The organism is Bacteroides sp. D2, from assembly GCF_025147085.1.
Taxonomy (GTDB): domain Bacteria; phylum Bacteroidota; class Bacteroidia; order Bacteroidales; family Bacteroidaceae; genus Bacteroides.
In genome coordinates this window covers 2,737,561-2,755,021 of the sequence record NZ_CP102261.1, presented here as the reverse complement: position 1 = coordinate 2,755,021, position 17,461 = coordinate 2,737,561, and the positions used below count along the sequence as shown (strand labels likewise).

Sequence of the window (17,461 nt, the reverse complement as noted above, 5' to 3'; positions counted from 1 at the left end):
ATTAAATAATACAAGAAATGAGAAAAGTAATATTATTCTGTGCGGCAACACTATTCTCACTGTTGTCATTCGCACAAGAAAGTGACGCGGATATTGTAAAGGTAGGTGACAATATGCCTGCTTTCACCCTTCATTCAACAGCAAACGGCACCGTAAACTCTACAGATCTAAAAGGGAAAGTTGTATTAATCAATATTTTCGCTACCTGGTGCGGCCCTTGCCAAAGCGAACTGGCTGAAGTTCAGAAAATACTCTGGCCTAAATATAAAAACAACAAGGATTTCTGTATGTTAGTGATCGGTCGCGAGCATACAGACGACCAATTAGCGGAATACAATAAAAGAAAAGGGTTTACATTTCCCCTCTACCCGGATCCCAAACGGGAAGTTACAGGTAAATTTGCCACCAAAATGATTCCCAGAAGTTATTTAATAGACAAAGAAGGAAAAGTAATATCAGCCACTACCGGCTATGAAGATGGAGCCATAGATACGCTGATAAAGCAAATAGATAAAGCACTGAAATAGTCCCTATCCCTAAGATATGCCTTAAAGAAAAAGAGTCCGGTGCAACACCGAACTCTTTTCCCAAATTTTACATATAATAAATCTGACTTTGTAAGTAGTACTTAACAAGATTTGAATCAGATTATTCAGCTTTCAAAGTGAAACGCTTGAAGTCAACAATCTTCAGTTCAGGATCAGCAGCAGCCAACACTTCTCTTACAGTCTTCTTAGCGTCCATAATATCTTCTTGGTTCAGCAGGCAAACTTCTTTCAAGAACTTAGCCAGACGACCTTTAGCGATGTTTTGAATCATTTGTTCAGGCAGATGTGCAGCCTTTTCAGCAGAAACAGTAGCAATGATTTCTTTTGCTTTCGCTACATCTTCAGCTGTAATCCAACCTTTAGCCATATTGCTTTCCATGTGATCTTCGCTGTCTACATGAGCCGGGTTGATGTTAGCTTTCTTCAGAGCAGCTTCTACGGCCTTCTGTACCTGTTCAGCCTTTGTCTTTTCGATAGCTACTTCGATTTCTTTTTGCTTCACTTCTTCAGAAACACCATCCTCATCAATAGCAATCGGATTCATGGCAGCAATCTGCATAGCTACTTGCTTAGCCAACTGCTCGTCAACGTTCTTGTTAAAAGCAACAATCGTACAAAGACCATTTCTGTTCATGTGATTGTAAACAGCAGTGCTTGCGCCTTCTACAGTCATGTAACCATCAAGTTCCATTTTCTCACCTGTGATACCGCTACGGTCAGTCACTGCATCCTGTACAGTACCGTTACCCATCGGCAATGCTTTTACTTCGTCCAATGTCTTGCATTTGTTAGCCACAGCAAGATCAAGAATATCCTGAGTCAGTTTCACAAAGTCAGCATTCTGAGCTACGAAGTCAGTTTCGCACTTCAAAGCAATGACAACGGCATAGTCACCAGTAGTCTTAGCCAAAACGCAACCTTCAGAAGCCTCACGTTCAGAACGCTTAGCAGCAACAGCTTGTCCTTTCTTACGGATAATCTCCATTGCCTTGTCGTAATCGCCATCAGCCTCTGTTAATGCATTCTTGCAATCCATCATACCAGCTCCGGTCATTTTGCGCAGCTTGGTAATATCAGCCATAGTTACAGCCATAATAATTTCCTTTATTTAAATGAATAATAATTTTCGAAACAAAAAATGTGCCAATCTGCCAATCAAGATGCAAGTGTATAACAATACCCTTGCACATTAGCAAATTGGCACATTTTATATATTAAGCCTCTTCGTCTTCCTTGATGAAAGCAGCAGCTTTAGCTGCGTTGATAGCTTCTTCGTCAGACTTGTCGAGTCTAGCTTTTACTGATTTCTTCTTGCCTTTGTTAGCAGGAGCTTCACCAGCTGCTTCCATGTCGATCTTTTCAGCTTTTCTTTCTTCCAAACCTTCGATCATTGCAGCGCAACAAGCATCCAGGATAACTTCTATTGATTTAGTAGCGTCATCATTAGCAGGAATTACGAAATCCACGTTTGAAGGATCAGAGTTAGTATCAACGATACCAAATACAGGGATACCCAAACGGTTAGCTTCGCGAACTGCGATATTTTCTTTCATTACGTCGATTACGAACAATGCAGACGGCAGACGAGTCAGATCAGCGATAGATCCCAAAGTCTTGTCCAATTTTGCACGTTGACGAGAAATTTGAAGAACTTCTCTCTTAGAGAGGTTAGAATATGTACCATCGTTAGTCAATTTATCGATAGTAGCCATTTTCTTCACAGCCTTACGGATAGTCGGGAAGTTAGTCAACATACCACCCGGCCAACGCTCGATTACATAAGGCATATTAACAGATTGAGCTTTCTCAGCTACAACTTGTTTAGCTTGTTTTTTAGTAGCAACAAAAAGAACTTTCTTGCCAGATTTGGCAATCTGTTTCAAAGCTTCAGCAGCTTCGTCTACTTTTGCAACTGTTTTGTGGAGGTCAATGATATGAATACCATTGCGTTCCATGAAAATATAAGGAGCCATTGCAGGGTTCCACTTTCTCTTAAGGTGTCCGAAGTGGCAACCAGCCTCCAATAATGTATCAAAATTTGTTCTTGACATCTTGTTTTTTCTTTAAATCGTTTACTTTCTTTTTTGTTTTTTCTAAACCAACCGCTGGGTAGTCTATGAGCAGAGTCCCAGTAGTTTAGATACTAAACATATTCCTCTATCAGGCAGCACATTAACGCTTGCTGAACTGGAATCTTCTACGAGCTTTCGGCTGTCCCGGTTTCTTACGTTCAACAGAACGAGGGTCACGAGTCATGAAGCCTTCTGCACGAAGAGCGGCTTTATCTTCAGCGTTCATCTTAACCAGTGCACGAGCGATTGCCAAACGCAATGCCTGAGACTGACCAGTGAAACCACCACCACACAAGTTCACCTTGATGTCATACTTCTCAGCAGCACCCAGCTTGTTCAATGGTTGTTTTACAACATACTGAAGAATAGTTGATGGAAAGTACTCTGCAAGGTCTCTCTTGTTAATAGTAATCTTTCCTGTACCTTCGCTTACGAATATGCGTGCAATAGCACGTTTACGTCTGCCTAATGCATTTACTACTTCCATTATATCTTATTTATATGAATTAATATCAATCATTTTCGGGTTCTGTGCAGCCTGTTTGTGTTCGCTACCAGCGTAAACATACAAGTTGTTCAGCAATTTAGCTCCCAGGATATTCTTAGGAAGCATGCCCTTCACTACTTTTTTCAGTAATCTCTCTTCACCGTTCGGTTTTGTAATCAAACGGGCAGGAGTCATTTCTCTCTGACCACCAGGATAACCAGTATATGACAAATAAACTCTGTCATTCCATTTGTTACCAGTCAGTTTTACTTTGTCTGCATTGATGATGATAACGTTATCACCGCAGTCTACGTGAGGAGTAAAGTTTGGTTTGTACTTTCCTCTCAGCAATTTTGCAACTTTTGCTCCCAGACGACCTAAAGTCTGGTCTGTAGCGTCAACGATAACCCATTCTTTGGTTACAGTCGCTTTGTTTGCAGAAATGGTCTTGTAACTTAAAGTATCCACTCTAATTTTGTTTTTTAAATGTTACTACTAAAAATTTTCTTCACCACTCATTAGTCTTCCCCGGACAAAGGAATACTAACTTGCTATGAATTAATCTCTTATCATTTTGTGATAATAATCGGCTTGCAAAAGTACGGCTTTTCTTTGAATTGGCAAACTATTTTTGTATATTTTTCCAGCCGCCTATTCTATTGAGAGTCTTCTTAATACCCGTTATTATTCATTCCATTGAGTTTTGGATTACTTTGTATCTCTTTCAGAGGGATAGGGAAAAGTTCATGTTTGCCCTCCGTAAAATTACGGTAGGCTGGATATGGTTTGTTCTCTTTTTGATTTACGGAACTGATCTCTCCAAATAGTTTCAGAGCCTTGCCCAGCACTCCCCAACGTATCAGATCATATTTGCGTTGTCCTTCAAAAGCCAGTTCAAAGCCACGTTCCCAGTAAAGAACTGTGCGAAACTTTCCTTCTGGTGTAGAATCGTCAATGAAAGTCAAGTTGTGTGTCTTTTTGCGTGCACTCATCATTTCAACATAATTTGTTTCTGTTATAGAAGTTGCTTCAGCACGTGTACGTACGCTATTTAGCAAACTCCATGCTTTTTGCCTGTCTGCTCCTGTTTCATTATACGCCTCTGCAGCCATCAATACCACGTCAGCATAACGCAAAGGGCAATAGTTCACATCCGCATAATTGATATTCTTGTTCCATGACTCTTTCGGCATCCATTCCCGGCGCCATTTTCCCACATACCAGCTTCCTGCACTTCTTTCTTCTTTTACATGCTCTTTTTTAGTACCATTCCAGGTATAACGATAGGTGCAAATAGCAACATCACGGCGTTTATCGCTCGCTTCGAAAAAGTTACGCCATTCGGGAACCACTATAAAAAAGCCGTTGGCACGTCCCATATACTGATTTGCCTCGGATGCGGAAACTCCGGTAGGTTCCGCCACCTGCGGACCGTTATAAATCCCCCATGCTCCACCATTACGACGTCCTTGCGAATGATAGAAAGCAATCTCCCAAAGACTCTCCTTATTATTCAGTACCCCCTGCGAGTAGCTTTTAAAGAGTGCCTCATAACCACTGTCATAAAAATCATGGTACCCTTTCTTTTCAAAAGCCTCCCACTCTTCTATCACTGCATCGAAATATTCCATTCGCTTACTGTCCTCCGGACGTTTCAACTGTCCATTCGACTGAAGGCTATATCCTGCACGCTGCAAATAGACACGCATCAGCAATGCACGGGCAGCTCCTTGCGTCACTCGTTCGGGACTGGAAGAAGCAGTTGCCCAATCCAGATTGTTCTTAGCGAAAGTAAGGTCAGATATAATCTCGTCATAAATCACTTCCCTGTCCACACGTTCACCAAAAGCAGATTCGTAGGATGAAGAATAAGATGTTTTGAAAGGCACATCTCCCCAATATCTCACCAAATCAAATGCGAGGAAAGCACGCAGAAAGCGAGCTTCTGCTTCCAATGCTTTCAGGCGGGTATTTTCTGCGTATCCTGTCATGCCACAGATTCCGTCAATGGTGAGGTTAGCCCGGTCGATTCCCTCATATTTCAGTTTCCAGATACTTTCAATCCATGTGTTCGTGGAGTTTAGCTGATAATGTGCAATATCGTGAACCTGATTGTCAGACTGCGTACGAGCCGTATAATAGGTATCGTCCGATGCGGGAGAAGCCATTTCGTACCAACCGTAATGATTAAAGTCCGACAATGAACTATATATTCCCATCACTGCCATTTCCGCTTTATCTTCCGAATCGAAATAGCGGTCCCGGTCATATTTTGAGTTAGGTTCTTCCGTTAGCAAATCCTCGCAAGAGGAAAATCCTGTTGCCAACAAGGCGAATACGGCATATAATAGATGTATCTTTTTCATGATTACTATGTATTTGAAGAATTAAAATGCTACGTTGAGACCAAAAATAAAAGAACGGCTAAGCGGATACGCTCCGAAGTCAACACCCGGTGTCAAACCGCTTTTCATCGTAGAGACTTCCGGATCGAAACCTGAATACTTGGTCCAAGTCAACAGATTATTACCAGTGGCATACAAACGCAAGTTTTTCAATCCCACCCTTGCAATCAGATTTTTAGGGAATGTATATCCCAAAGTCACATTACTTAATTTCAAATAGGAAGCATCCTCTACTGCCCATGAATGAATATAATTATCTCCTTGCTGAGCATCATAATAAGCGGCTACGGTTTTACCAATATTCAAAGCTGCCAATTCTCCGGGATCAGTTACTTTCTGTCCTTCGGAATTGATCGTCATCCAACGATTGGAACTACTCATCACATCCAATGCATTGTAGTTCTGACTACCTACCTTGCTAGCGACCATCTTAGTTGCATTCAGAACTTCATTGCCATAGCTGAAAGTCAGGAATATACTTAAATCAAATCCTTTGTAAGTAAAAGAATTGTTCAAGCCTCCATAAAATTTCGGTTGAGCGTTACCAATGACCGTTTTATCATTTTCATCAATCACATTATCATCTCCGGTCAAGTTCTTAAACTTCCACATGCCCGGACGAATCTGACCTTTATCACCATGATAAGGTATACCATCTTTCAGGGTATAGGCCTGCGTAGAAGCATCATAATTGAAATCATCTACCTGATACAGCCCCTCGGTGATGTAACCATAGAACTGTCCTAATGGTTCTCCGACAGCAATACGATGGGTATTTTGATTAAAGCCGAACTTGGCTTCATAGAGTTGCACCGCCTCACCGGTCAATGCTTTCACGGAATTTTTATTGTGCGACAGCGTCAATGTAGTGTTCCAACTAAACTTCTTTGTAGAGAAATTCACAGTATTCACAGTCAGTTCCACACCTACATTCTTCGTTTCTCCGGCATTAATCAACATACTCTGATAACCGGAAGAATAAGGCAGCTGGGCGTTAAGCAGCAAGTTACTACTCCTATTTATATAGAATTCGGGTGAAATGGTAATGCGTTGATTCAGAAATCCTAAATCGACCCCCATATTAAAAGTCTTGTTCGCTTCCCACTTCAGATCGGGATTCGGTATCTGCTTGGAAGCATAACCGGGAGTAAGCTGATCTCCCATAGCTGTGGTGATAGAAGACATCAAAGCAAGGCTGTTATAGCTACCAATTCTGTTGTTCCCCGCCAAACCGTATCCGATACGGAATTTCAAGTCGGAAAAAACATTCAGTTTCTTTATAAAATCCTCTTCACCTACACGCCATGCTGCCGATACAGCAGGAAAGTATCCCCATTTATTATTCTTTCCGAATTTAGAAGACCCATCCGCACGGAAAGTTGCGGAAAACAAGTACTTATCCGTAAAGTCATAATTGAGACGAGCAAAAAAAGAGAGCAGATTATCATCATAATTTTCATCGGACGAAGCAACGGACGGAGTACCCAGACTCATATCTCCCAAAATGAACTCATCGGTAGGCAACCCACTGACACCGGATTCGAGCACACGAGTCCAGCGTTTTACAAATTCCTGTCCCAATTGTACCACTACTTTATGTTTTTTCTGAAAACGTTTGTCATAAGTCAGGACGTTAGAGGTTTGAAAACTTCCGGTCTCCGTATTCCTGATAGAGCCGTAAATACCGTTGCGTCTTCCCATTATAGATTGGTCGCCATAGAAAAGCTCCCGGCGATAAAGTTGATAACGCATACCCGTATTGTTGCGGAAGGTCAATCCTTTGATGATTTTGAAAGTCAGTCCGCCATTGGCTTGCAAAGTGCGTGTTTCCTTATTATCCTTTTCTTCAGCGGCGGCAATCAATGGATTCTGCATCACGTTTCCATCCGCATCGCTTAATACAGGATCTTCTCCTGCCAACAAATCCGAATCACTACCACGTATACCAATAGTAGGACGGTATTGCAAAATCTGAACCATTTTATTAAACTTTGCATCTACATTGCTTCCGCCTTCATTCGTTCCATTTCCGGCAACACCAGCTCCATACACTTTCAGATAATCGAAGTTGATACGTCCTGTAACGGAGAGCCGCTTATTCACTTCGCTTTTCACGCTAAGCGCAATATTATGTTTGTCGCTGCCGCTATATACCATCGCACCTTCATCCTTGAAGTAACCATAAGACATATTGTAGTTCAACTTATCATTACCACCGTTGACGCCTACCCGGTAATTTTGCGTAACGGTAGTGCGTCCCATCGTACGATCCAGCCAATCGATACCTTTACGATTGCCATAGTTCTCATGAAGATCGACAAAACCACCATAACGATTCTGCCATGACCGCATACTTTCCTCGGGATCAGTAGCATCTCCTAATGTTCTTTCATAATCCGCCAACACAAATTCCTCTACACTTAATACATCTAACCGCTTGGCAAGCGTACGCACACCGACATAAGAATCGAAAGTAAGAGTCGCTTTCCCTTCACTTTTCGCACCGCTTTTGGTGGTGATTACCACTACGCCATTCGCTCCCCGGGCGCCGTAGATGGCTGTTGCCGAAGCATCTTTCAACACATCGATACTTTCAATATCGGCAGGATCAAGGCTGGACATACCATCTTCCGTCGGAAATCCGTCGATAATATAAAGCGGTTCGTTGCTTTGCGTAATTGATATACCGCCACGAACACGCACTGACATCGTAGCACCGGGCTGACCGTCTGTCTGTATAATCTGTACCCCTGCCATACGTCCCGCTAAAGCTTGGGTTACATCAGACGAAGGAACTTTGAGCAAATCGTCGCTTCTCACAGAAGCCACGGAACCGGTCAGGTCTTTACGCTTTACTGTTGCATAACCGATAGCTACCACCTCATCCAACAATACTGACGCAGCCTTCATGGTCACATCAATCTGTTTCCTTCCTTTCACGGCTACTTCCATATTTTCCAGTCCGATAAAAGAGAAAACCAAGACATCTTTCTGCGGATCACTAACGGTAATGGTGTATTTACCATTGATATCGGTAATGGTACCCGTGTTTTGTTTTCCTTTCACGGTCACATTTCCTCCAATCACTTCCAAGCCTTCGTTGTCCACCACCTTACCGGTAACGGTCAAACTCTGGGCATAAATGCCGGATACACCGACAAGAAGCAACAAAATGCAAATAATTCTACTTTTCATCATATTCCGTTTGTTATTTATATTCACTATATTTCATTGTTTATCATTGATTTACTACCCGGGTAGATATAGGACTCCGGTCGGTCATTTCTACCACCTGATAAGCTCCGTCTATCTCGTCGTAAAGCAACGAGGAACCCGTATATTGTCGAGAGTAAAAATTGCCATTCAACGCAGGATTGTCTGTTCCATAACTAAATACTGCTTGTTCGGTGCGATGACTCACTGTCAGTTCCGGTGCCTTGGAAGCATCCAAAACCGCTTTGATCGTCCAGTCGCCTACGTTAAAGGTATCACCGTCACGGTTAATAATAGAAACAGCCTCATCTCCTACCTGAATAATAGCCAGGAAACGGGTGGCAGAACAACCGTCAACCCGTGCAGTCAAGTGCCACTGGTTGGGATACTCTGCTCCGGTGATGGCGGGCGGCACTACAAAACGATCCGTTTGGGACAGCGTAAAAACATGTCCTCCAAAAAGTTGTGTCACAGCCACCCATCCTTTGGTCTTATTATCTGTAGACAACGTTTTCTTTACCGCATCAATCTTAAATTCCGTAGGACTATGCAACAGCCACTCCCAGCGGACAGCCTCCGATGCCTCCAATTCATCATACACTATTACTGTATGAGGATGAAGCATCAACACGTGCCGACGGTATTTAGTCAACGGAGTGGCACCGAATCCATTTTCAGGCGTCTGCTCAATACCTGCCTGCTTGAAGTAGTCAACCCACATCGGGTCATTGCTGATACTTCTGTAAGCATGTGAAGCATCTCCCAAACAGTAACTAATATGCTGTCCGCCCATAGCACGCATCACACTGCCATAACCTTCGGTAGAATAAGGTTGCCCGATGCCGTTTACCAACAGTGAATTATGCGCCCTCGTATGGCGATAGGACATCAGATTGTGAGCATCGCTGAAATTCTGATAATAGCCTGTACTGCGATACACATCGACACCCTTATACAACAGATTAAAAGCATTCTGGCTGGCAGTAGTGTGACTGCCGGATCCGAATGTACTGGACCGGAACGAGAGTGCAAGATCTTTTTCTACATCTTCCGGTGCACTGTGCATGGCTACTTCACCGGCATCTTTATACCACACCATTTTATCAGCCCCGGCAGGAAAAGCTGTGTTGTAATCCTGTTCAGTGCACATCCGGTAAAGACGCAATTCATAATCCCGGCGCAACAGCTCCCGACATTCTCCGGCATACCATCCGGCATAGGGATCACCCGTTTCACACGCCAGATAGTCAGCAAAGGCGGCAACCAGACGGTTGGGTTCACTACCCTTTTCACTATTGTCACCAAAGCCATTGCTTTTCGATCCCGGCGGACAAGTATAAACCAGCGAGCGTCCGACATTCTGATACCACGGATGCGATAGATAATCGTACTGACTGATGAATGAAAGAAGAGACGGCATATACGCCAAAGTCAATATATTGGCACTGAAATAGCCTGTGCCATTGTGCCATATACCGTCACGATTGAAGCCGGAGGCAGGAGCTCGAGCTGTCCACAATTCATAATAATACTCCATCATGGGCAGCACTTCGGAAGAATAGGCCGGTTTGTCGTAAAGCGACAAAGCCACTTGAAAGAGGATGCGCATATTCTGCTGCCAAAAATGATTATCAAAGAGATGGTTTTCCTGAAAACCGCAATTTACCTTGTAATAGTAACGTGCCACACGCATCATCAGTTCTTCGGCAGCAGTACGATCGGAAGCAGACAAGTTATTATAAAGCAGATCGTAGGCTGCAACAAGACACCATGCGATGTTGCTGGCAGTAAAGTTGGATGCAAAAAGTTGTCCATCAGCAGGGGGAGCGACAATCAACGCTTCGAGAAGCTGACGTAACTTTTCGGCATAAATTTCTTTTTGGGTTAGATGATAGGCCTGATAAAGATAAGTGGCATGTTGCCGGAGCTCTTCGGCACGATTATATAAATCAGTCATTCCGGTGTATTCGGCTTTCAATGCCTGAGAAGCACGACTTTGTAATTCTGTATATTCAGGGTGCGAAGTGACACGGTTACGAGCCTCTCCGATACGGTCGTCTAAAAAACAGTAAATACGAGGATGCAGACGGGGAGCATTTGCTAAGAATGTCTGAAAAGGAGGTGTTACAAATTCCGGTGTATCATTCTTCACTTCAAAACGATAGATAGCACTCCATTCACCGGGCGTAGTTCCATTAAGGTTGGTGGAACGAAAGCGCCAATACCATGTGCCGACCTCCAAACGACGATGAAGATTATACATACACCATTCCTGCGGTTCGGAAAGTAGCGTTTCGGAACTGCTGAAATCTTCAGTGCGCGAAAGGGAAAATTGCAGTCTTTCGCCCGTCTTCATGGCTTGAGGAACAATAAGAGGAGCAGGATTCAGATACAATTCATTATCTGCTTTGGGATAAGGTTGTGTCCGTATCTTATCCTGATAGGCATCGGGAATTCCGGCAGGCGTCTCTGGCTGCGTACTGTCCGGTTCGGGCAGCGAGTCAGATGTACAGCTACAGAACAGCTGTACAATGAACAAAAGAAAAACCGATAGGCGAAATGTGGTGTGCATATTATTTTCTTTTCTAGGTATAAGATTAGAGGGCTATTTTCAAAAGTTTCAATGTAAGAAGAAGGTAAAGCGGGATGGGGGGGATCCCACTTTCCTTGAATTTCTATTGAGTAAGGTCGAATAGTGACTATTTAAAAATCGTAATCATTGGACGGCAAAGAGCTTGTTGATTAAGAGCTGTCTTAACACTGATACCCGCCTCTTGTGCATTAGTAACAACACCATCAGCTACATTAATACGTACACCAGAAACATTACCTTGGTTATTGATAGTACTAGAAGCATAATTCACTGTAGCAATCGTTTCTCTATCAAACATTTTGCCATTGACAAATTCAAACTCCGGAATATTTTTAAAGTCCTCACTACCAGTAGCAGGCACCTCTTTCATTGTAAACAATGTACCCATAAACGCACTCAATTGCGACAATGTAGGAATATACCATGCACTCAAATTCTCACTAGCAGAAGCATGTTCTCCCACCCATTTCTCATAAGTTGTTTTAAACGTAACATCTCCAAGACCTGTTAATAAAACGTCCGTAGTCTGTGTTCCATTTGTCATACCTGCAGCTGTTTCGGTCAAAGTAGTCAATAATTCAGTATTAAGAGTTTGACGACCAGTCGCCACATTTTCAATCGCTACTGCATATCCGGCTATTGTCTTACCCTGAAGTGCTACAGGATAATTAGCCGGCACATCATCACCAATAGCCTCCATCTTGAAAACAATACCGACAGCATCCGCTGCATCACGTACCACTTTACCTTCTGCATTGATATAACTACCAACCTTCATTTCCAACGCTTCATAATCCGGATCCACTCCTACTTCAATGTCAAAGTTGCCATCGCCGATTTCAAATTTAGCCATAATCTGCATATTAGCGTCCAAAGGTAATGTATTTGCCGGTATTTTAATCTCTTTACTATATCCGCCACTCAATGCCATGGTTATTTCTTCCGTAAATTTACCTACATTTGAAGGAGCAAAAAAGAAATTAGCGAACCAATTACCATCCGCAGAAGCAAAATTTGCATTTGTATAAGTCACAGGAGTCGTAGCAGAACATTTACCCTCTAAAATATCATATCCGCTCAAAGCGTTGTATGTTATTTCCAGCTTATTAGCTGCCGCAGCTACTTCCGGATTCTTCGGTTTTACGCTCACATTGGCAAACGGCCGCTTCAATGTCACACTGGCATTGCCAATCGTTTCCAATTTTCCGCAGAAAGCGTCGCTGGCTGCCATCAACGCATCATTTGTCAGATCGAATGATGCAGTATTATATCCTACTGCTCTCAAATCAGCAGTGTTATATACTTTATTAGCGGCACCACTTTCCGGTACGTATTCAGCCCAGAACAATGCTTTCGACACTTCTTTTTGTTCATCTACGGAAATAGTGAAAGATACCTTACCGTCTGTAACCGGTTTAGTTACCTGATCGCCTATCTTATCGCCATCAGCATTCAGTAATTGCATGATACATTGCATCGTATAACCGTCAGGGATGGTAACCGCACGGCTAAATACGTTATTTACAGGAGCCTGTACAGAGATGGTAACAGGAGCATTGATTTCTGTTCCGTTGTCCGAAACGATTTCTTCTTGTCCACAGGATGCAAAAAGCACTACGAACAAAGCCATTAGCGAATAAAATAAGTTCTTTTTCATGATCTTAATTGTTTTATGGTTAAGCAATTCTTAATTGATTTGTCTATTTTATAATTCTCCAAGGTCTACCTCCAGATCACCGTCATAATCGGGGTCGATCCCTATTCCTCCATTGGCATCGGAAGTCAGGAAGTTACCGCGTACCGTTGTGTTTTTGCCCCGTTCACAAGGAATACGGAAAGCTGTATGTGCCAGCACTTCATTCTTCTCATTCAAGATTTCGAGCTCTACAGGGATGGAAACGGTTTCTCCGGCATCGGTCAACACATAGTCGAATCCCAGTATCAGTTCTTTCGTACCATCGGCAGGGCGTTCAAAGGCCACTTTATATTCCATGTACATGAGCGAGTTCTTGGGTACATCGTCCCACAAATTGTAGCCGGTAGGCAAATAATCACTGTACTTCACACGAGCGGTAAAACTTTCACCTTTCAGTCCGCCTGTGGATAGTTTATTGAGAAACGTAGCCACATCTTTAGCCACCAGCTCATAGCGTGCTACGGGGCGATACAGTTCAACGTCAAGACTTGTTTCAGCTCCCCAATGATTGCGGAAAGAAGTCAGGTCTGCCATAGTAGAAGCAGCAAAAACATCTTTATAGCGGCTATTCCCTATATATTTTCCGGCAGGAAGGATAAAAGCCAGATTCCCGGCATCGTAAACAAGTCCCTGTTCCGGTGTCTCCGCATTCACATAATCGGCCCACACCAGGATGCGGTAATTACGGGCGTGCAGCTTCATACTAACAGACAGACTGGCACGGTTAAAATCCTCTTCATATACCGTTTGCCGTGCCGCCACCTGTCTATCCAGATAGGCTTCTACGATGAAACGACGCAGATAGTTGGTTTCCGACGCACGGGTGATGGTTACCGGTGCTCTTTCTGCCAAACTTAGATTCATTGCCAGATTAAGGTTGAGTGTTACAGCTGTCGGGTCCACTCCCAGTTCTCCTTCGGGAGTCATTTCCGGTTCTTCGTGCAGGCTGCATCCATTCACCAGCAGGGTGATGAACAACAGGAAAGTGCACTGCGCCAGTATATATAAATTTCTTCTCATATTGTTATCTTATTTATATGTATGTTCCTATCTAAGGTTAGAAGCGGTAGACCAACGATGCTCCCACACGGGTTATCCCCCAGTAATGACGGACACGCGTATCCAGCAGTGCGCCGTTGTCTACATTATAATAGGTGTTATACTTCATGTTGGCATATCCCACTCCCAGATTAAATTCCGCTCCCCAGTGTTTGGAAAGGGGGAGTTTGTAACCGTAGCTTATTCCGGCTCCCAACAGCGGACGATCAGTATCTTGATAACGGTCATCGTTCCACTTTACGTTAAACCATGCCACGTGGGCGTGTAGTCCGACAAAGTGTCCCCGTCCTGTCTCATTTCCTATCCACCAGCGGGCTTCAGGTTGCAATGCTACCGTACGCACGCCGCGCTTATCTCCCAAGTCCCACAAACTGCAAGTCAACGGCAACTCTACCGTGATCTTTTTATGTACCTGCATTTCCACGGCAAGGTTTAACAAAGCACAAGCATCATATATTACATTCGTTTTCAGTGCCAGATAGCGTTGACTATCAAAGGCAGCCGCTTTCTTTCCTGTATTCTCTTTGCCGGATTGGCGTTTATCCTCCTCCTTTTTTGAAGAAGTCGCAACTGCTGTTTCCTGCTTTTTCCCGCCGGGCTTGTAAACCGTAGTTTCCTCCGGAGCTGCCGAAGTCTGTACACGGGGTTTACCGGGAGTCTGTGCCGACAAGACGGTTATGCCCGATAATGCAGCCAACAGACATATAGTTCTCATATTAAAAGTAGAGTGTCTCATATATTCGTATCTTTCATGTTCATTGATTAGATTTCCAGTTCGGGCACCGTATCCCTCATTACCGTTTCGTACCCATCCTCATTAATGACAGTAGCTTCACCTTTATAAGTGATATTCACCTTCTCTTGAGTGCTGCGGATAAAGAACGAGGGAGCACCGTCGGATTTCAGGTTTACACTAATCAGCCATCCGCCTACTTTGATACGTCCGTCGGACAAGATTTCGGGATCTTTGGCAGGATATTTCAGTGCATGTGTATTGATGACAGTGGCAAAACGATATACTTGTGCCTTTTCCGATGTAGCGGTGAAATGCCAGTGATTAGGATACTTCTTGAATACCCCTTTGTCATCAGCACGTAGCCAGTTGACTGCCGGATAGAAAAAACGGCTCGTTGTATCAGTCTGCAGTGTTCCGGTGGAGAAAAGATAAGCGTCTGATGCTCCTCCGCGGTTCGTGGCTTGAATATGCACGAAGCGATGATTCGATTTATCTACTGTCATGGGATTTTCTGTGGTATGCAGCAAATAACTCCAGTTTACAGGTTCGTCTGCCACGAGTTCGTCATAGATAAAGATGAGTCCTGTCTTTCCCAAATTGACAATGTGACGGCGGAAAGTTTTCACATGATTCTCATCCCAGCCATTTTCGGGCGTATAATGCACCTCCGACTGTTCGCCGCGTGTCAGCCAAAGCGGTGAAATCACTTTTCCGTAAGCATTGGAAGCATCACCCAGCACATACCCGATCTTCTCGCTGGCATAATAACGGGGAATCCATCCATATCCTTCCGTACCGATACGTTGTCCCATACCGTTCACCAGAATCGTATTGTGAGCACGTGTGGCACGATGGCACAACATACTATGTACGTCGGTAAACTCAATGTGGTGTCCACTACTGTAAAATAATGGTTTTCCACCATAGAACGTATTGAAAGCATTCTGATTGGCAAGTGCATGAGAGGTAGAACCATAAGGACTTGACCGGAAACTCCACATCGCATTTCCACCTACTCTGTCCCAGTTCGTCTGGAAAGAGGCAAGTCCTGTTGCGGGGAAGACGTATCCTGCAGGGAGTGCAGTCAATCCTTCACCTTCCGGCAGAGGTTTATCACATTGCAGGCGGAACCAGGCAAGATCACCGGGCTTATTCAATAAGGCTTTCTTCATATAATCCGGTTCCACTTTCAATGTGCGGCGTACGAAATCAGCGGCATAAGTGTTTCCGGTAAGGCGTGCCAGCGCATCCAAATATCCTATACGGATACTGTTTGGACGTCCCACATTCTGATGAGAGCTTCCGTTTCCTCCGGATTTGGAGAAAGGAGGTTGCTGGAAGATGGTATACATGATATTTCCCTGATACCAAGGATCGGAAAAGAAGTCGTAACCGGTCAGTTTGCTATAATAGTAAGGTACTTCTACTAATGTACGGGTGTTGACCGTAAAGTAAGAATCGCCATTGTGCCAGCCACCATCTTTGTTCAATCCGGGGAAACGTGCCAACCAGACGTTATAACAGTAATCCACCCATGTGTTGGCTTCGGGCAGATCGCCATATACACTGAATGCTGCCATTGTAAGGATGCGAAGTGTCATCTGCCACACATGATTGTCGGCGATGTGATTTTCCATCCGGTTATTAAAATTCTCATACATTTCACCACCTTTATTTTTGATGGCTTCCAGCAATGCTTTCTTTTGTGATGTATTCAACCGGTCGTAGAAAGAATCATAAGCCATAGAGCAGAGAGACAATAAGCTAGAAGCATTAAAATCTCCTTTCACATTCTTATCTTTATCCCAGTCGGCCATGATAAATACCCGTTTGATGGCTTCGTCAGCATATTTAGTATCCTGCGTCAGCAACCAAGCCCGTATCAATGCTTCGGTGTTGCCTTCTTCCGCATCGATGATGCGACGGCTTTCACGAGTGAGGTATGAATTTATCTGCATCTCGTTCTTCAGATTCTTCACCTGCGAGACATTAATATCTTTCACTGATTTCATTGGAGTCTGAATTACCTGATCTGCACGCTCAAGATACCATTGTCTTTCTGCCTTTTGTTTGCTGTGATTTATAAAGTCCTTCCATTCGTTCTTCATGATCCACACACGCGGATGGTCGGCAGGTAGTTTTGCCAACACTGTTTTCAATGAAGGCGGACAGAATTTGCCCGGACGATCTTCTACGGTGACTTGCTGTGTGCTTCCCCAAGTCACTTGTCCGTTTTCTACGTAACCGAACTGCCAGTACCACACACCCGGTGCAAGCGGTTGTTCCGGATTATAGAACGGCCAGCGAGTTTCCACTTGAACAACTCCCGACTTCAATCCGGCATCCTGCGAATAACGTAACCGATAGGTAACCTTCGTTTTATCTACCTTCTTTACTTTGTGTTCGAATCCATCCAACGGACTGTCCTGCGAGTTCATGTCCGAACGGAGCGGCCATTGGAAAGAAACCGCGCGGTCATTAACCACCGCTTTATCAAGAGGATAAGGAGTGGCACGCATTTCGTGCATCAATGTCTTCTCCGTCAGCTTAATGACTGCTTGTTTTTGCGCATGTGTCATCTGTGCAGTCACAGACAAGATTACGAATGAAATCAATAATACTTTTTTCATGATATCAAATGATTGGTTTTTC

12 protein-coding genes are annotated in these 17,461 nt (G+C 43.7%); 1 reads left to right on the top strand and 11 read right to left on the bottom strand.

The genetic code is table 11. From position 1 onward, the window contains the following. Positions 1 to 17: 17 nt before the first annotated feature. Positions 18 to 527, top strand: a complete 510-nt coding sequence (locus NQ505_RS09585; protein WP_009000259.1) for a TlpA family protein disulfide reductase — start codon at positions 18 to 20, stop codon at positions 525 to 527. Positions 528 to 648: 121 nt separating this feature from the next. Here the strand turns inward: NQ505_RS09585 and tsf are convergent, their stop codons facing one another. From tsf to NQ505_RS09530, 11 genes are all read right to left on the bottom strand, one after another. Beyond that, a complete protein-coding gene (tsf, locus tag NQ505_RS09580; RefSeq protein ID WP_004305564.1) occupies positions 649 to 1,641 on the bottom strand; it encodes a translation elongation factor Ts in 993 nt (330 codons plus the stop codon). Positions 1,642 to 1,762: 121 nt separating this feature from the next. Continuing rightward, complete coding sequence (rpsB, locus tag NQ505_RS09575) at positions 1,763 to 2,599, bottom strand: 30S ribosomal protein S2 (protein ID WP_004305566.1); 837 nt, start codon at positions 2,597 to 2,599, stop codon at positions 1,763 to 1,765. A 121-nt stretch (positions 2,600 to 2,720) separates the two neighbouring features. Continuing rightward, the gene (gene rpsI, locus NQ505_RS09570) at positions 2,721 to 3,107 is read right to left on the bottom strand and encodes a 30S ribosomal protein S9 (RefSeq protein WP_004297203.1); all 387 of its coding nucleotides are present in this window, start codon (positions 3,105 to 3,107) and stop codon (positions 2,721 to 2,723) included. A gap of 6 nt (positions 3,108 to 3,113) precedes the next feature. After that, positions 3,114 to 3,575, bottom strand: a complete 462-nt coding sequence (rplM, locus tag NQ505_RS09565) for a 50S ribosomal protein L13 (RefSeq protein WP_004297202.1) — start codon at positions 3,573 to 3,575, stop codon at positions 3,114 to 3,116. 203 nt (positions 3,576 to 3,778) lie between these two features. Further along, positions 3,779 to 5,473 carry a RagB/SusD family nutrient uptake outer membrane protein gene (locus tag NQ505_RS09560; RefSeq protein WP_259828307.1) on the bottom strand — a complete coding sequence of 565 codons (1,695 nt, stop codon included), beginning with the start codon at positions 5,471 to 5,473 and terminating at the stop codon, positions 3,779 to 3,781. A 21-nt stretch (positions 5,474 to 5,494) separates the two neighbouring features. Then, the gene (locus tag NQ505_RS09555) at positions 5,495 to 8,710 is read right to left on the bottom strand and encodes a SusC/RagA family TonB-linked outer membrane protein (protein ID WP_009000258.1); all 3,216 of its coding nucleotides are present in this window, start codon (positions 8,708 to 8,710) and stop codon (positions 5,495 to 5,497) included. A gap of 40 nt (positions 8,711 to 8,750) precedes the next feature. Next, complete coding sequence (locus tag NQ505_RS09550; protein WP_009000257.1) at positions 8,751 to 11,297, bottom strand: DUF4962 domain-containing protein; 2,547 nt, start codon at positions 11,295 to 11,297, stop codon at positions 8,751 to 8,753. 127 nt (positions 11,298 to 11,424) lie between these two features. After that, entirely contained in the window at positions 11,425 to 12,975 is a 1,551-nt protein-coding gene (locus tag NQ505_RS09545) for a hypothetical protein (RefSeq protein WP_009000256.1), read from the bottom strand. A 48-nt stretch (positions 12,976 to 13,023) separates the two neighbouring features. Then, entirely contained in the window at positions 13,024 to 14,034 is a 1,011-nt protein-coding gene (locus tag NQ505_RS09540) for a DUF6562 domain-containing protein (RefSeq protein ID WP_009000255.1), read from the bottom strand. A gap of 37 nt (positions 14,035 to 14,071) precedes the next feature. Continuing rightward, positions 14,072 to 14,809 (bottom strand): DUF3575 domain-containing protein, encoded by a 738-nt coding sequence (locus tag NQ505_RS09535; protein ID WP_009000254.1) that lies wholly within the window; start codon positions 14,807 to 14,809, stop codon positions 14,072 to 14,074. A gap of 26 nt (positions 14,810 to 14,835) precedes the next feature. Continuing rightward, positions 14,836 to 17,439: a DUF4962 domain-containing protein gene (locus tag NQ505_RS09530; protein WP_032853780.1), complete on the bottom strand. Its 2,604-nt coding sequence runs from the start codon at positions 17,437 to 17,439 to the stop codon at positions 14,836 to 14,838. Between the last annotated feature and the right edge of the window lie 22 nt (positions 17,440 to 17,461).